11 protein-coding genes and 2 pseudogenes are annotated in these 14,611 nt (G+C 51.9%); 11 read left to right on the top strand and 2 right to left on the bottom strand.

All coding sequences use genetic code 11. The features are described 5' to 3' along the window. Nucleotides 1-6 precede the first annotated feature (6 nt). Nucleotides 7-1,815 (bottom strand): translation elongation factor 4, encoded by a 1,809-nt coding sequence (gene lepA / locus ACN0YN_RS11410; protein ID WP_417385142.1) that lies wholly within the window; start codon nt 1,813-1,815, stop codon nt 7-9. 51 nt (nt 1,816-1,866) lie between these two features. Beyond that, on the bottom strand, nt 1,867-2,895 hold the full coding sequence (locus ACN0YN_RS11415; protein ID WP_417385143.1) for an ROK family protein: 1,029 nt from the start codon (nt 2,893-2,895) through the stop codon (nt 1,867-1,869). A gap of 410 nt (nt 2,896-3,305) precedes the next feature. Between ACN0YN_RS11415 and ACN0YN_RS11420 the strand changes: the two genes are divergently transcribed. The 11 genes and pseudogenes from ACN0YN_RS11420 to ACN0YN_RS11470 all read left to right on the top strand — a co-directional run bounded on the left by ACN0YN_RS11420 (nt 3,306) and on the right by ACN0YN_RS11470 (nt 14,530). Continuing rightward, on the top strand, nt 3,306-4,778 hold the full coding sequence (locus ACN0YN_RS11420; RefSeq protein ID WP_417385144.1) for a sulfatase-like hydrolase/transferase: 1,473 nt from the start codon (nt 3,306-3,308) through the stop codon (nt 4,776-4,778). Nucleotides 4,779-5,017: 239 nt separating this feature from the next. Then, nucleotides 5,018-6,016, top strand: a pseudogene (locus ACN0YN_RS11425) (Gfo/Idh/MocA family protein); the annotation flags it as partial. A 93-nt stretch (nt 6,017-6,109) separates the two neighbouring features. Then, nucleotides 6,110-6,673: pseudogene (locus ACN0YN_RS11430) on the top strand (3-keto-disaccharide hydrolase); the annotation flags it as partial. Between the two features lie 451 nt (nt 6,674-7,124). After that, nucleotides 7,125-8,471, top strand: coding sequence for a Na(+)-translocating NADH-quinone reductase subunit A (locus ACN0YN_RS11435; protein ID WP_417385145.1), 1,347 nt, complete (start codon nt 7,125-7,127; stop codon nt 8,469-8,471). Nucleotides 8,472-8,689: 218 nt separating this feature from the next. Beyond that, nucleotides 8,690-9,934 (top strand): NADH:ubiquinone reductase (Na(+)-transporting) subunit B, encoded by a 1,245-nt coding sequence (locus ACN0YN_RS11440; protein ID WP_417385146.1) that lies wholly within the window; start codon nt 8,690-8,692, stop codon nt 9,932-9,934. Next, nucleotides 9,924-10,727: a Na(+)-translocating NADH-quinone reductase subunit C gene (locus ACN0YN_RS11445; RefSeq protein WP_417385147.1), complete on the top strand. Its 804-nt coding sequence runs from the start codon at nt 9,924-9,926 to the stop codon at nt 10,725-10,727. Before ACN0YN_RS11440 ends, ACN0YN_RS11445 begins: the two co-directional genes overlap by 11 nt. A gap of 1 nt (nt 10,728) precedes the next feature. Continuing rightward, the gene (locus tag ACN0YN_RS11450) at nt 10,729-11,352 is read left to right on the top strand and encodes an NADH:ubiquinone reductase (Na(+)-transporting) subunit D (protein ID WP_417385148.1); all 624 of its coding nucleotides are present in this window, start codon (nt 10,729-10,731) and stop codon (nt 11,350-11,352) included. A 4-nt stretch (nt 11,353-11,356) separates the two neighbouring features. Continuing rightward, nucleotides 11,357-11,965, top strand: a complete 609-nt coding sequence (gene nqrE, locus ACN0YN_RS11455; RefSeq protein ID WP_417385409.1) for an NADH:ubiquinone reductase (Na(+)-transporting) subunit E — start codon at nt 11,357-11,359, stop codon at nt 11,963-11,965. 45 nt (nt 11,966-12,010) lie between these two features. Next, a complete protein-coding gene (nqrF, locus tag ACN0YN_RS11460; RefSeq protein ID WP_417385149.1) occupies nt 12,011-13,234 on the top strand; it encodes an NADH:ubiquinone reductase (Na(+)-transporting) subunit F in 1,224 nt (407 codons plus the stop codon). Continuing rightward, entirely contained in the window at nt 13,194-14,300 is a 1,107-nt protein-coding gene (locus ACN0YN_RS11465) for an FAD:protein FMN transferase (protein WP_417385150.1), read from the top strand. Before nqrF ends, ACN0YN_RS11465 begins: the two co-directional genes overlap by 41 nt. Further along, nucleotides 14,297-14,530 carry a hypothetical protein gene (locus ACN0YN_RS11470; RefSeq protein WP_417385151.1) on the top strand — a complete coding sequence of 78 codons (234 nt, stop codon included), beginning with the start codon at nt 14,297-14,299 and terminating at the stop codon, nt 14,528-14,530. The genes ACN0YN_RS11465 and ACN0YN_RS11470 overlap by 4 nt, the downstream gene beginning before the upstream one ends. Nucleotides 14,531-14,611 lie beyond the last annotated feature (81 nt).

A 14,611-nucleotide genomic window follows, 5' to 3' on the forward strand; every position in this document is an offset into this window, starting at 1 on the left:
TTCGGATTACTCATCCTTGGTGGCGTCAAGCACGGCCAGAAACGCCTTCTGTGGAATTTCAACCTGGCCGAACTGTTTGAGCCGCTTCTTGCCCTCTTTCTGCTTTTCCCACAATTTTCGTTTACGGGTGATGTCGCCGCCGTAACATTTCGCGGTCACATTTTTACGCAGGGCTTTAATCGTTTCGCGGGCAATGATCTTTCCGCCGATGGCAGCCTGGACAGGAATTTCAAACTGATGCTTGGAGATCTCTTCCTTCAGGCGTTTCACCAGTGCACGTCCCCGACGTTCTGACTGCGAACGGTGCACGATGGTCGACAGTGCGTCGACCTTTTCCCCTTTGACGAGGATGTCCATCTTCACGAGGTCAGCCGGCCGGAAGCCAAGGATTTCATAATCCATGGTGCCGTAACCGCGGGTGGCACTCTTCAGGCGGTCGTACATGTCGTACACGATTTCAGCGAGAGGCAGCTCGTAAATCAGCTGCGCGCGATTCGTTCCCAAGTACTCTGTGTTTTTGTAAATGCCTCGACGATCCGCACACAGCTGCATCATCGTGCCGATGTTTTCAGCGGGCAGAATGAAGGTAACCAGCGCGATCGGTTCACGGAATTCATCGATGCGGCTGGCATCGGGGACATCCTGTGGATTGTCGATATGCAGAACCTCACCGTTGCGTTCCAGGATTTCATAGGTCACGTTCGGTGCGGTCTGCAGCAGGTCGATATTGAATTCCTGCTCCAGTCGCTGCTGAATGATTTCCATATGCAGCATGCCCAGGAAGCCACAGCGGAAACCGAAGCCCAGCGCGTCACTGGTTTCCGGAACGAAGCTGAAGCTGGCGTCGTTCAGGCTCAACTTTGATAACTCTTCCCGCAGCTTTTCGAAGTCGGTCGCTTCAATCGGGTACATGCCGCAGAACACCATCTGTTGCGGTTTCTGGTAACCGGGCAGCGGCGCTTCGGGAAGATTTCGCGGATTGGCGATCGTATCCCCCACGTGCACGCTATCCAGTTCTTTCGCACCACTGACGAGGTAGCCTACCTGGCCAGGTCCCAGTGATTTGACGGCTTTCATGTGAGGTGTGAACTGGCCGATTTCGATGATGTCCAGCTTGGCACCGCCCCGCATGAGCACAACGCTCTGTCCTTTTTCGATCGTTCCCTGAACCACACGCACATAAGTCACAACGCCACGGTAGTGGTCGTACTTGCTGTCGAACACCAGCGCTTTGAGTGGAGCATCTGCCTGACCATCAGGGGGAGCGATGCGTTCGACAATTGCGTCCAGAACTTCTCTGACACCGATGCCGGTTTTGGCGCTCACCATCAAGGCGTCAGAAGGGTCAAGTCCGATGACGGTTTCGACTTCTTCCAGCACTTCATCAATGCGCGTGACAGGCAGGTCGATCTTATTCACGACCGGGATGATGGCCAGGTTCGCATTGATGCTGGCATAGGCATTCGCCACAGTCTGTGCCTGCACACCCTGGAAAGCATCGACCAGCAATAGCGCGCCTTCGCAGGCTGCCAGGCTGCGGGAGACTTCGTAATGGAAGTCGACGTGGCCGGGCGTGTCGATCAGGTTGAGTTCGTATTTCTCACCTTTGTATTCATGATAAATGACAACGGTGCGGGCTTTGACGGTAATCCCGCGTTCCTGCTCAATCTGCAGGTCGTCCAGGATCTGTGCTTTGAATTCGCGTTGAGTGATGGCACCGGTCTGCAGCAACAGCTGATCTGCCAGCGTACTCTTGCCATGATCGATGTGAGCGACAATCGAAAAGTTTCGAATCAGACGGGGGTCTGTAGCCATAAAAGGAATCTCGTTTTCTTATGAAAGACAATCCGCGACGATTGGTCCGGATCAGTTTTTATCATTTGTTTCTTCTTTGCGGCAGGCCAGGCGGGCACAGCCGGCGACACCGATGTAACCTGCATCGGAGCCAAGTTCTGCAAAGTCGATGATCGTGTTATCGTAAGGGACCTTGAAGGCACGCTGTCTGGCTTCGTCTCGAATCCGCTGCATGAAGCGTTGTCCGAGTTCAGAGTCCCTGCCTCCGAATGTGACGGCACCGCCAAACAGGATCATGTCCGGATCAATCGTATGCATGAGCGTTGTGGTTCCTACGCCCAGGCACATCGCCGATTCCATGATCAATTCAATTGCCAGTTCGTCCTCCTGTTCCGCCGCCTCTGAGATTAACAGGGGGGTCAGTTTTTCTCCCCCCGCAATCATTGAATGCAGCAGCGAGCTGCGGCCTGCATCCAAAAGCTCCTGACAATGGCGGACCAGTGATTTCCCGCCAGAGTAAGCTTCCAGTGTTCCATATTGTCCCGAATCACACAACCGGCCGTTGGTCATCTGGATTATCATGTGACCACATTCACCCCCGTGGGAGTGACGACCTTCAATAATCATCTCATCTATAATAATACCACAACCAATGCCTGTGCCCAGAGTCCAGAGTACCAGGCTGCGTGCCTCACGTGCTCCGCCAATCCAGTATTCGCCGTAAGCGGCGGCATTGGCGTCATTTTGATAGATCGTCTTTTTTCCCGAATAATGATCACTGACCGTCTGGCGGATCGGAAAACCTTTCCACGTGGGAAGGTTAGGTGGATCTACCAGTTTCCCGCCCGGGATATCCATCGTTCCGGGAGTGGCAATGCCGATGGCTTTGATGTCGTCCATCGTAAACTGGCAGTCTGAAAGCACATCCGTGATTGCCTGGTAGATGTTTTTCAGACCGGCTTCAACACCCTGATCGACTTCGGTTTTCGTCTTACAGAATGCCAGCGACTGTCCCGCATCGTCGACGATGCCGACTTTGACATTCGTCCCACCAATATCAATGCCGACAAAATAAGGACCATTGTGTTTTGCCGGGTTCATACTGGATCGTGTTCCTCTGTTCTGGTTTGATTTCTGGTTGCGGTCGATTCAGATGATCAGCAGTTACGTGGAAGTCATTCCTCAATGAGTACCTCCAGACGCAACACGATCCTGCTTTGACAGGGAGCACTCGAAGTCAGGTCAGAGGAAGGTCAGCTGCACACCGGGAAGTATAGCCGAGCAGGTCGGACTGATGCAATCAAGAAGCTGGCAAATCAGACCTTTCCCGGCGCCATTGGGGGGCAGATGCAGGCTGTCCCGCGGCCCGTCATCTGAGTCTGGTGCAGGAACTTTCAGGAAATTTCGGTTGCAGCGTCCGAAATTCCTTGGCGCACTACCCGATTTGGGACAGGATAAATTACTGACTCCTGCCCGTTTTCCGCGAAATCTCTGCATCTCCGAGGCCTGAAATGAAATTTCCACTTCGATTTCTGACTCTCCTGCTGGTTGTCTGTTTGACGGGACCAGGTTCCCTGCTGCACGCGGCGGAATCAAACTCCGCAAAACCGAATATCATCTTGTGCATGACCGATGACCAGGGCTGGGGCGAAGCCGGCTTTATGGGGCATCCCATTCTGAAAACACCTCATCTGGATGATATGGCTGCCAGCAGTCTGCGGCTGGACCGCTTTTATGCGGCTGCTCCGGTCTGCTCACCCACGCGAGGCAGTTTCCTTACCGGCAGACACCCGAATCGTTTTGCCTGCTTCAGCTGGGGGCACACGCTCAGACCTCAGGAAGTCACCGTCGCCGAAGCGGTGAAATCAGTCGGTTACACGACCGGGCATTTCGGGAAATGGCACCTGGGTTCCGTGCAGGCGAACAGTCCGGTTTCTCCCGGAAACAGTGGGTTCGATGAATGGGTCTCCAGCCCTAACTTTTACGAAAACGACCCTTATATGAGTCACAATGGCGTTGTTGAGCAGCTCGAGGGGGAAAGCTCGCGCGTGACCGTTGATGCGGCATTGGACTTTATTAAACAGGCTGACAAAGACAAAAAACCGTTTCTCGCAGTGATCTGGTTTGGGAATCCACATACACCTCATGAAGCAGTTTCAGAACTGAAAGACCTCTATCCCGATCAGAAACCTGACTTCCAGAACTATTTTGGTGAGATCAGCGGCGTGGACCGGGCCATGGGACATTTGCGTCGCCAACTGAGAGATCTGGGACTGGCGGAAAATACATTGCTCTGGTTTACCAGCGATAACGGACCGCGGCCTCCCCGGTTCAAAACGGAAGCGGCACGTTCTCAGGCGACCGGCGGACTGGCTGGATTCAAAGGCAATCTCTGGGAAGGGGGCGTCCGTGTGCCTTCCCTCATTGAATGGCCGGCGGTCATTAAAAAACCGGAAGTCTCGAATGTGCCCTGCGGTACAATTGATATTTATCCCACTGTCCTGGCAATCACTGGCGCGAAAGTTTCGCATCAGCCTCAACTGGATGGAATCAGTCTGCTGCCATTAATCGAAGGGGAGATGACAGCGCGAGACAAGCCGATGGGCTTCTGGACCTACCCGGAGAAAGGGCATCCCAAACGCAGTACTGACATCTTGATCGCATTGCAGAAACAACAGAAACCAGGGCAACCCAATCCAGAAGGTCCCGTGCCCGATGCCGACGCAGGCAGCCTCAAGAAGCAGTATTCCAGAGAAGAACTGCCCGGAGCGGCTTCGTTAGTGGACGGCAATTTCAAACTGTTGAAAATGGAAACCAAACAGGGGAAACCCAAATATACGCTCTACGATCTGGAGAAAGATCCAGACGAAAAACATGATCTGTCAAAAGTCGATCCGCAGAGGCTGAAGAAAATGAAAGCCATTTTAACCGGCTGGCAGGAATCAGTCGTCGACAGTCTGAACGGGAAAGATTACGCTGACTGATCGACGATCGGCTTAAGCTTCCAGTGGAGAAACGGGGTTTTTTCCCGCTCAGTCGGTTTGTTTGATTGCATTTGCAGGCTTGAGTCTGCAATAATCGAATTTATAAACATTCATAAGGAAATAGAAAGCAGATTTTACACAATATATAGTGCGTCTGTTTTGCCTGCCAGTTTCCCTGACCGCTTACCTGTCACACTTGATTGAGGAACATTATGAACTCAGGATCTATCATGCGGCTGATGAGCCGATCGTTATTTTCATTACTCTTGCTGGCAGTCGTCTGTTCAGGATCATTGTCCGCTGCGGAAGCGAAGAAAGAATTGAAGGCCGGGATTATTGGCCTGGATACTTCGCATGCGATCGCGTTCACAAAAATGCTGAATACGGGAACTCCCGAGGGAGATCTGGCGGGGATTCGCGTCGTCGCTGCTTACCCCAAAGGAAGTCCAGATATCGAGTCCAGTACATCCCGGGTTCCCGGATACATTGAACAGGTCAAAGAGATGGGCGTGGAAATTGTGCCCTCCATCGATGAGCTGTTGAAGAAAGTGGATGTCGTTTTTCTGGAAACCAACGATGGTCGTCCTCACCTTGAACAGGCGATTCCGGTATTTCAGGCAGGCAAGCCTGTATTTATTGATAAGCCGGTCGCTGGTTCGCTGGCAGATGCTATCGCCTTGTATGAACTCTCTGAGAAGTATGATACTCCGATGTTCTCTTCCTCGTCGCTGCGATTTGCCAAAGGCGCACAGCGTCTGCGAAACGGAGAAGAAGGCAAGATCACCAAATGCAGCACACACAGTCCCTGTTCTCTGGAAGCGACACACCCCGATCTGTTCTGGTATGGAATTCATGGCGTCGAAACCCTGTTTACCGTCATGGGACCTGGCTGTCAGTCAGTCAAACGGACCGTCAGTAACGCCGACCGTGATGAAGTGGCCGGCAAGTGGGCTGGCGGACGGGAAGGCCATTTCGCCGGCGTTCGCAAAGGGACTCCCAAAGGATATGGCGGTACTGCTGTCGGAAAAAATGGTGAAGTCGCCGTGGGCGGATACGATGGATATAAGCCTCTACTGGTAGAGATCGCCAAATTCTTCCGTTCCGGCAAAGCACCTGTCAGTCCCGAAGAAACACTCGAGATTTACAGCTTCATGGAAGCCGCCGATGAAAGTAAGCGTCAGGGCGGAGCCGAAGTGACTCTGGCCAGCGTCTATGAAAAAGCAGAAAAAGAAGCGCATGCCAAACTGGAGAAGCTGGACCTGGCTGATGCAGGCAGCACCACTCCTGACAACACTCTGAGCGCTGCTGAAAAAGAAGCAGGCTGGAAACTCTTGTTCAACGGCAAAGACTATTCAGGCTGGAAATGCAGTAACGGGAAAACGATTGCGGCTCCGATTGAAGATGGTGCCCTGGTGCCTTACAAGTCCGGTGGTTACCTGATCGTGTATGACAAACCTTTTGCTGACTTCAAATTCAAGTGTGATGTGAAGATGCCGGAAGAATGTAACTCGGGAATTTTCTTCCGCGTGGGTGATCTCAAGAATCCGGTGCAGTCCGGTTTTGAGGCACAGGTACTTACAGGGGAAGGGACCGGCATGCACGACTTCGGTGCGATCTACGATCTGGTCGCTCCTGAAGTGAATCGTGCCAGCAAGCCAGGCGAATGGACGAATATTGAAATCACCTGCAAAGGGCCTCATGTCTCTGTTGCCGTCAATGGAAAAGTTGTCGCGAAGCTGAATGCAGACGAATGGACCGAACCGGGGAAACGCCTCGATGGTTCAGACCACAAATTCAAAGCAGCCGTCAAAGACTTCCCCCGCAAAGGATATCTGGGATTTCAGGACCACGGGCACAAAGTCTGGTATAAGAATGTAAAGTTACTCGCGCTGTAAGCCGAAGTTAAGATAAGTAATAAATCAACACAGTTACCCGCCACCTGAAAGTGCATTTGCTTTCAGGTGTTTTTTTTATGCAGATCACACAGCTCCTGAGAGTGATCTGAGTTCCCTGTGGGCACCGGTGAGGGGGGATTGAGCGATCCTCTTACCGGTTCTCACTAATGGGAATCAGGGAAAAGACGTGAGTTTAAACTACGAATCGAAATTTTCTGATGCAGAATCGAAAATGATCTATTTTGTGCCTTGCTTTCACTACAAAAAGGGGGGGATCTGTGTAAAATAGCCGCGAATTATGGGTCAACCGGACGTGTTGCGCCTATAAAGATATTGAGATACAGAGAACTTCAGAATGTCTGTCGTGTTTTGAGCAGCGTTCAGATGGTTTATTAAACCACATCAGGCGAGTCAAACGAGAAAAACTCGTGATATTCAGGTTCATAATTCAATGATTACTATTAAAAAAGGGCTGGATCTGCCAATCGCAGGCGTGCCTTCTGCTTTGATCGAAAACGGGCCGGCAGTTCGATCGGTTGCTTTGATTGGCCCTGATTATATTGGAATGAAACCCACGCTGCTTGTTGAAGTGGGCGACACCGTCAAAAAAGGCCAGGTGGTTTTCAGCGATAAAAAGACCGAGGGTGTGCTCTATACCGCACCGGTCGCCGGAAAAGTCACCGAAATCAATCGTGGCGCGAAACGCTCCTTTCAGTCACTGGTCATTGAAGTGGCAGGTGACGAAGAAGAAACTTTCACTTCTTACGGCGAAGGTGATCTCACCAGCCTGACACGCGAACAGGTTCAGGACAATCTGCTGAAGTCCGGTTTATGGACCAGCCTGCGAACCCGGCCTTACAGTCGTGTTCCTTCTCCGGAAACGACACCGCATTCCATTTTCGTGACTGCCATCGATACCAACCCCCTGGCACCCGCTCCCGAAGTGGTATTGAGCGAAGAGCCCCGGGCATTCACACAGGGTCTGCAGGTTTTAAAGTCTCTGACCGAAGGCAAGCTGTTTCTCTGCAAAGCTCCCGGAACGAATCTGCCCGGTGTGGAACAGGATTTTGTCACCGTTGAAGAATTCAGCGGCCCGCATCCTGCCGGTCTGGTGGGGACACACATCCACTTTCTGGATCCCGTCAGCGAAAAGAAAACGGTCTGGTACATTAACTACCAGGATGTCATTGCGATTGGCAAACTGTTTGCTACCGGTAAACTCTCTTCCGAACGAGTGATCTCGATTGCAGGTCCCGTCGTGAAAGAACCAAAGCTGGTCCGAACTGTGGTCGGTGCGAACATAACCGATCTGGTGGAAGGCAACCTGGAAGGGGATATGGATCGCCTGATTTCCGGTTCCGCGCTTTCCGGACGTACAGCAGAAGGCCCGTTTGCTTACCTGGGGCGATATGCTCTGCAGGTAACCGCGCTCAAAGAAGGGAATCACCGGGACTTCCTGGGCTGGATGGGACCTGGATTCAACAAGTATTCTGTCGTTCCCGTGTTCGCGTCGTCCTGGGTCGGGCAGGGCAAAAAGGTTGCGTTCACCACTTCAACCGAAGGCAGTAAGCGAGCCATGATTCCCATTGGGACTTATGAAAAAGTAATGCCTCTGGATATCCTGCCAACATTCCTCCTGCGTGCTTTGATTACAGAAGATACCGAACAGGCAAAACAACTGGGTTGCCTGGAGCTTGATGAAGAAGACCTTTCGTTATGCACGTTTGTCTGCCCGGGCAAATACAACTACGGGTCTTTGCTGCGTAAGAGTTTGACGACCATTGAAGTTGAGGGCTAAGTCCAGATCTCCCCGGAAAGGGTCCGCCAGGATTGGATAAGCTGGCCTTCAGGTGAGTGACTGTTTGCCTGAACGATAAAAATATTGAAAGACGTAAACCCCCGTAGTCAGGTGCGAAGCCGGTCGGCTTCCATTGACAATCGATAACATGGTCAATGCCGGTGGTGTCCTGGCAGACTGTATTTCGGGGGCATCAAACAAGAAAGATAAACCACGAAATGAAGCCGTTACGAAATCTTCTTGATAAAGTACACCCCCTCTTCGACAAAGGGGGTAAGTTCGAGAAGCTTTACCCACTCTATGAAGCGCAAGATACGTTTCTATATACTCCGGGTGAAGTGACCCACGAAGCATCTCATGTGCGTGATTCCATCGATTTGAAACGCATGATGAGTATGGTGATCGTGGCTCTGCTGCCGTGTGTCTTTATGGCTCTGTACAACACAGGCTATCAGGCGAATACGGCAATGAGCGCCATGGGCATTGATACCGTTCCTGGCTGGCGTGGATCCATCATGACCGCGATCGGTGTGACTCCCGATGCCGGCAGCCTGGTCTCCAACCTGGTTCACGGTGCCCTCTACTTCCTGCCCGTCTACATCGTCTGTATGGCCGTTGGTGGTGCCTGGGAAGGTCTGTTCTGCGTCATTCGTCGGCATGAAATCAACGAAGGCTTCCTGGTAACCGGGATGCTGTTCCCGCTGACACTGCCTCCTACGATTCCCCTCTGGCAGGTGGCGCTGGGGATCAGTTTCGGCGTCGTCATCGGTAAAGAAATCTTCGGGGGAACCGGTAAGAACTTCCTGAACCCCGCGTTAACCGCACGTGCGTTTTTATACTTTGCCTATCCCGGTCAGATCGTGGGTGACACGGTCTGGACAGCCGTGGATGGTTTCAGTGGTGCGACTTCACTCGGTCAGCTGGCAGTTGCCACTCCCGAAGTCGGCATGAAAGCAATTACCAATCCTGTCGCCGATGGCGGTCTGGGAATCTCCTGGATGCAGGCCTTCATGGGACAGATTCAGGGTTCCATGGGTGAAACATCTACTTTTGCCTGTCTGTTGGGGGCGATCTTCCTGATTCTGGCCGGCATCGGATCCTGGCGGGTGATGGCAGGTGTGCTCGCTGGTTCCATGGGGCTCTCACTGTTGCTGTACCTGATTGGCAGCAATACGAATGCCATGTTCGCGATGCCTCCTCAGTGGCATCTGGTCGTCGGGGGACTGGCCTTTGGTCTGGTCTTCATGGCAACCGACCCGGTATCCGCAGCCATGACCGATACCGGTCGCTGGTTCTATGGAATTTTGATTGGTGGTATGACGATCCTGATTCGGGTTGTCAATCCGGCGTATCCAGAGGGAATCATGCTGGCCATTCTGTTCGGGAATGTCTTTGCACCTCTGATTGACTTCTACGTTGTTCAAGCAAACATTAAAAGAAGGTTGGCGCGAAATGTCGCGTGATTCAATAGGTTTCACATTTATCGTCTCGGCCACGTTGTGTGTGGTCTGCTCGATTCTGGTTTCCGGAGCTGCGGTCGGACTGCGCAGCAAACAGGAACTGAATAAAGAGATCGAACGTAAAAAGAACATTCTCTCCGTCGCCGGGCTGTTGAAGCCAGGTGAGGGGACCGGGAATGTCAGACAGATCTACGAAGATCATGTAGACGGAATTATCGTCGATCTGAATACCGGGAAAGTCGTCACCGACGACAAAGAACTGTTCCCTCATCCGGAAGAATACGATCAGAAAGCAGCGATCGACAATCCCAAGATGAGTATGGCGATCGAGTCCAGCAAGGACCTCGCCGGGATCAAACGCCGCGAAAACTATTCCTGGGTTTACCTGATCCACGATGAAAACGGCAAACTGACTCAATACGTGCTGCCTGTCCGGGGTAAAGGGCTGTGGTCCACCATGTGGGGCTTTATTGCTCTCGAGACCGACCTGACCACCGTTGCCGGTCTGACCTTCTATGAACAGGGGGAAACACCGGGACTGGGTGGTGAAGTGGATAATCCCAAGTGGAAAGCACAATGGGTTGGTAAAGAAGTCTATAACAAAGAGTTCCAGCCTGACATTGAAGTGATTAAAGGCTCGGTGAATCCAGAGTCTCCGAATGCCATTCATGAAGTGGATGGCCTGTCCGGAGCGACGATTACTTCCCGCGGCGTCACACACCTGCTGGATTTCTGGCTGGGTGATTTAGGGTTTAAGCCTTATCTCGAACAAGTTCGAGAAAAGGAGGAAAAATAACATGAATTCAAAACAGAAAGAGGTCCTGACCGGACCAATTTTGAATAACAATCCGATTGCTCTGCAGATTCTGGGAATCTGTTCTGCCTTGGCGGTGACCACCAAAATGGAAACAGCCCTGGTGATGAGTATCGCAGTGACGCTGGTTACCGCCTGCTCCAACGCAGCGGTTGCTTCGATTCGACTGCAGATCCCCAGCAGCATCCGCATCATCGTTCAGATGACGGTGATCGCCTCGCTGGTGATTCTGGTAGACCAGTTCCTGAAAGCCTTCGCATTCGGAATCAGCAAGCAGCTTTCCGTGTTCGTCGGTCTGATCATCACCAACTGTATCGTGATGGGGCGAGCTGAAGGCTTCGCCATGAAAAATGAGCCCGGCATCAGCTTCCTGGACGGAATTGGTAACGGACTGGGATACTCGGCAGTCCTGATGCTGGTCGCCTTCTTCCGCGAACTGTTCGGTTCCGGCAGTCTGTTTGGAATTCAAATTTTGAAACTGAGTCGTGACGGTGGCTGGTATGATGCCAATGGTCTGATGTTACTGCCCCCCAGCGCGTTTTTTATTATCGGTATTACGATCTGGATTCTCAGAACACTGAAGACCGATCAGATTGAGGAGGCATAACATGTTGGAACATTATCTGAGCCTGTTTATTAAATGTCTCTTCATCGAGAACCTGGCTTTGGCCTTCTTTCTCGGGATGTGTACCTTCCTGGCTGTTTCCAAAAATGTGAAAACCGCCATGGGTCTGGGGATCGCCGTTGTGGTCATCCAGTTCATTACCGTGCCCGTGAATAATATCATCTATCAGCATCTGCTGAAAAAGGGCGCCCTGGCCTGGGCCGGTTATCCGAATGTGGATCTGACTTTCGTCGGTCTGATCTGCTATATCGGCGTGATTGCGGCGATGGTGCAGATCCTGGAAATGACCCTGGATCGTTACTTTCCATCACTTTACAACTCACTGGGGATCTTCCTCCCGCTGATCACGGTGAACTGTGCGATCCTGGGGGGAACCCTGTTTATGGTCGAACGTGACTATAACTTTGTGGAAAGCTGCGTATTCGGTTTGGGTTCCGGTGTCGGTTGGGCACTGGCCATTGTGGCTCTCGCAGGCGTTCGCGAAAAACTGAAATACAGTGACGTACCACCGGGATTACGCGGACTGGGTATTACGTTTATTACCGTAGGTCTGATGGCGATGGCCTTCATGGCTTTCTCCGGTATCCAACTGTAAAACTTCACTAGATTACTGACACTTTATAGCGGTCGACGTTAAATCATGGTTATAGAAATTCTCTTTGGCGTTGTTATGTTCACGGGCATCGTGCTTGCCCTGGTCGCCATTATTCTGATTGCAAAATCGAAGCTGGTTGCCTCCGGGAATATCACGATCACGGTCAATGAGCAGAAAAAGATCGAAGTCCCCGCGGGCGGAAAGCTCTTAAACGCACTGGCTGAAAATCAGATCTTCGTTTCTTCGGCCTGTGGCGGCGGTGGAACCTGTGCCCAGTGTGAAGTGAAAGTGCTGCAGGGGGGCGGAGACATTCTGCCGACCGAACGTTCTCACTTCAATAACCGTGAAGTCCGTGAAGGCTGCCGCCTCTCCTGTCAGGTGCCGGTCAAGACTGACATGGAAATCGAAGTTCCGCCGGAAGTTTTCGAAACCAAAAAATGGGTCTGTAAAGTACGATCCAACGACAACGTTGCGACCTTCATTAAAGAGCTGGTACTCGAACTGCCTGAAGGCGAAGACGTCGCCTTCAAAGCCGGTGGTTTCATCCAGATCGAAGCTCCGCCTCACCATCTGAAATACAGCGAATTTGATATTCCCGATGAATACAAAGAGGACTGGGATAAATTCAATCTCTGGCGTTTCGAATCCAAAGTCGATGAAGAAACAATCCGTGCCTATTCCATGGCGAACTACCCCGGCGAAAAAGGGATTATCATGTTGAACGTGCGTGTCGCTTCCCCGCCACCACGCTCACCCGAAGGTACCCCGCCTGGTAAAATGTCTTCTTACATCTTCAACCTGAAGCCCGGTGATGAAGTCACGATTTCCGGTCCTTACGGGGAATTCTTCATCGCAGATACCGATGCAGAAATGATCTACATCGGTGGTGGTGCCGGTATGGCTCCACTGCGATCTCATATCTATGAACTGTTCAAAGAACGTAAAACCAACCGTAAGGTATCTTACTGGTACGGTGCCCGCAGTATGCGGGAAATGTTCTACGAAGATGAGTTCCGTGCGATCGAAAACGATTTTTCGAACTTCAAAATGCACATCGCACTTTCCGATCCAATGCCGGAAGATAACTGGACCGGACTGCAAGGTTTCATTCACCAGGTGCTGCTCAACGAATATCTGAGCAAACATCCTGCACCGGAAGACTGCGAATACTACATCTGTGGTCCGCCAATGATGCTTTCCGCCGTGCGAAACATGCTGGATGATCTGGGTGTCGAACCTGAGAACATCAGATACGATGACTTCGGTTAAGACAAAATCTGTTTCGATCTGGCATCTCACGCTGTTACTGCTGCTAAGTGGTCTCGGCGTGGCCTGTCAATCTGAAGAGAACGGGGCTGCTCCCGGCACACTGCAGAAACTACAGATCGAGGGACCCACCATGGGGACCTCGTATCACATTACGGTCTGCTCCGATGCCGTTGATACACTGGATAAAACAAAGATCCAGCAGGACGTCGATCAACTGCTGAAAACGATTAATCAGCAGATGTCGACATATATCAAAACGTCGGAGCTCTCGCAGTTCAATCAGGCGGGACCCGATGAGTGGATTCCGGTCTCTGCTCCCCTGGTGAAAGTCGTAGACGCCGGTCTGAAACTCAGCGAAGAGAGTGACGGTGCCTTTGACATGACTGTCGGGCCGCTGGTCAATTTATGGCACTTCGGTCCCGATCCGGGGAAGCGAACGATCCCGGACGAGAGTCAGATCGAAGCGGCGCGCAAGAGTGTGGGCTATCATCATATTCAGGTGCAGCACGATCCGCCTGCCTTGAAGAAGACGATTCCGGATGTGTACCTCGATCTGTCGGCGATCGCGAAAGGTTATGCCGTCGATGAGGTAGGCGTCTATCTGGAATCCCTGTCGATTCAGAACTATCTGGTCGAAATCGGCGGCGAAATGCGGGCGCGGGGGACCAATCAGCAGGGGCAACCCTGGAAAGTCGGAATTGAAAAACCTGTCAGCGAGAAACGGGGCGTGCAGCATGTCTTTCCGCTGGACAATCTGTCGATGGCAACTTCCGGCAACTACCGTAATTTTTTTGAAGTGGATGGCGTCAGTTATTCTCATACAATCGATCCCCGCACCGGGCGTCCGGTCAAACATACTCTGGCGTCAGTAACAGTCGTCGGAGAAAATTGCATGAACTGTGATGCCATCGCAACTTGCCTGATGGTATTAGGGGTCGAAGAGGGGTATAATTGGTGCAAGGAGCGGAATATCGCCGCTTATTTCATCGTGAAGGCCGAGACCGGCTTCAGAGAGCGATATTCCCCCCAGTGGCAACACTTATTTGGAGAGGTAAACGAAAAATGATGTCTACAGTCCTGTTTGCTCTCGGAATTTTTGCCCTGGCGTTTCTGGGAATGGCGGTCGGCGTGATTTTCAGTAACCGCTGTATCAAAGGCTCCTGTGGCGGCATCGCCAATCTTGACGGTGTGGAAGGCTGTTCGGAGTGTGGAGGCTGTTCCCTTTCCGACAAAAAAAAGAAGCAGGCAGACCAGATGTCCGCCGCCGGTTCCTGTCCCGTCGATGAAAACAAGTAACTGTTTCTCAGTTGTTTTCCCGCTTGCTTAACGCTGTCTGTCGAGACTGCTGTCTCTCTTGATCACGACACTTTGACGTGT

Source organism: Gimesia sp. (genome assembly GCF_048260065.1).
In the GTDB taxonomy this organism is placed as follows: Bacteria; Planctomycetota; Planctomycetia; order Planctomycetales; family Planctomycetaceae; genus Gimesia.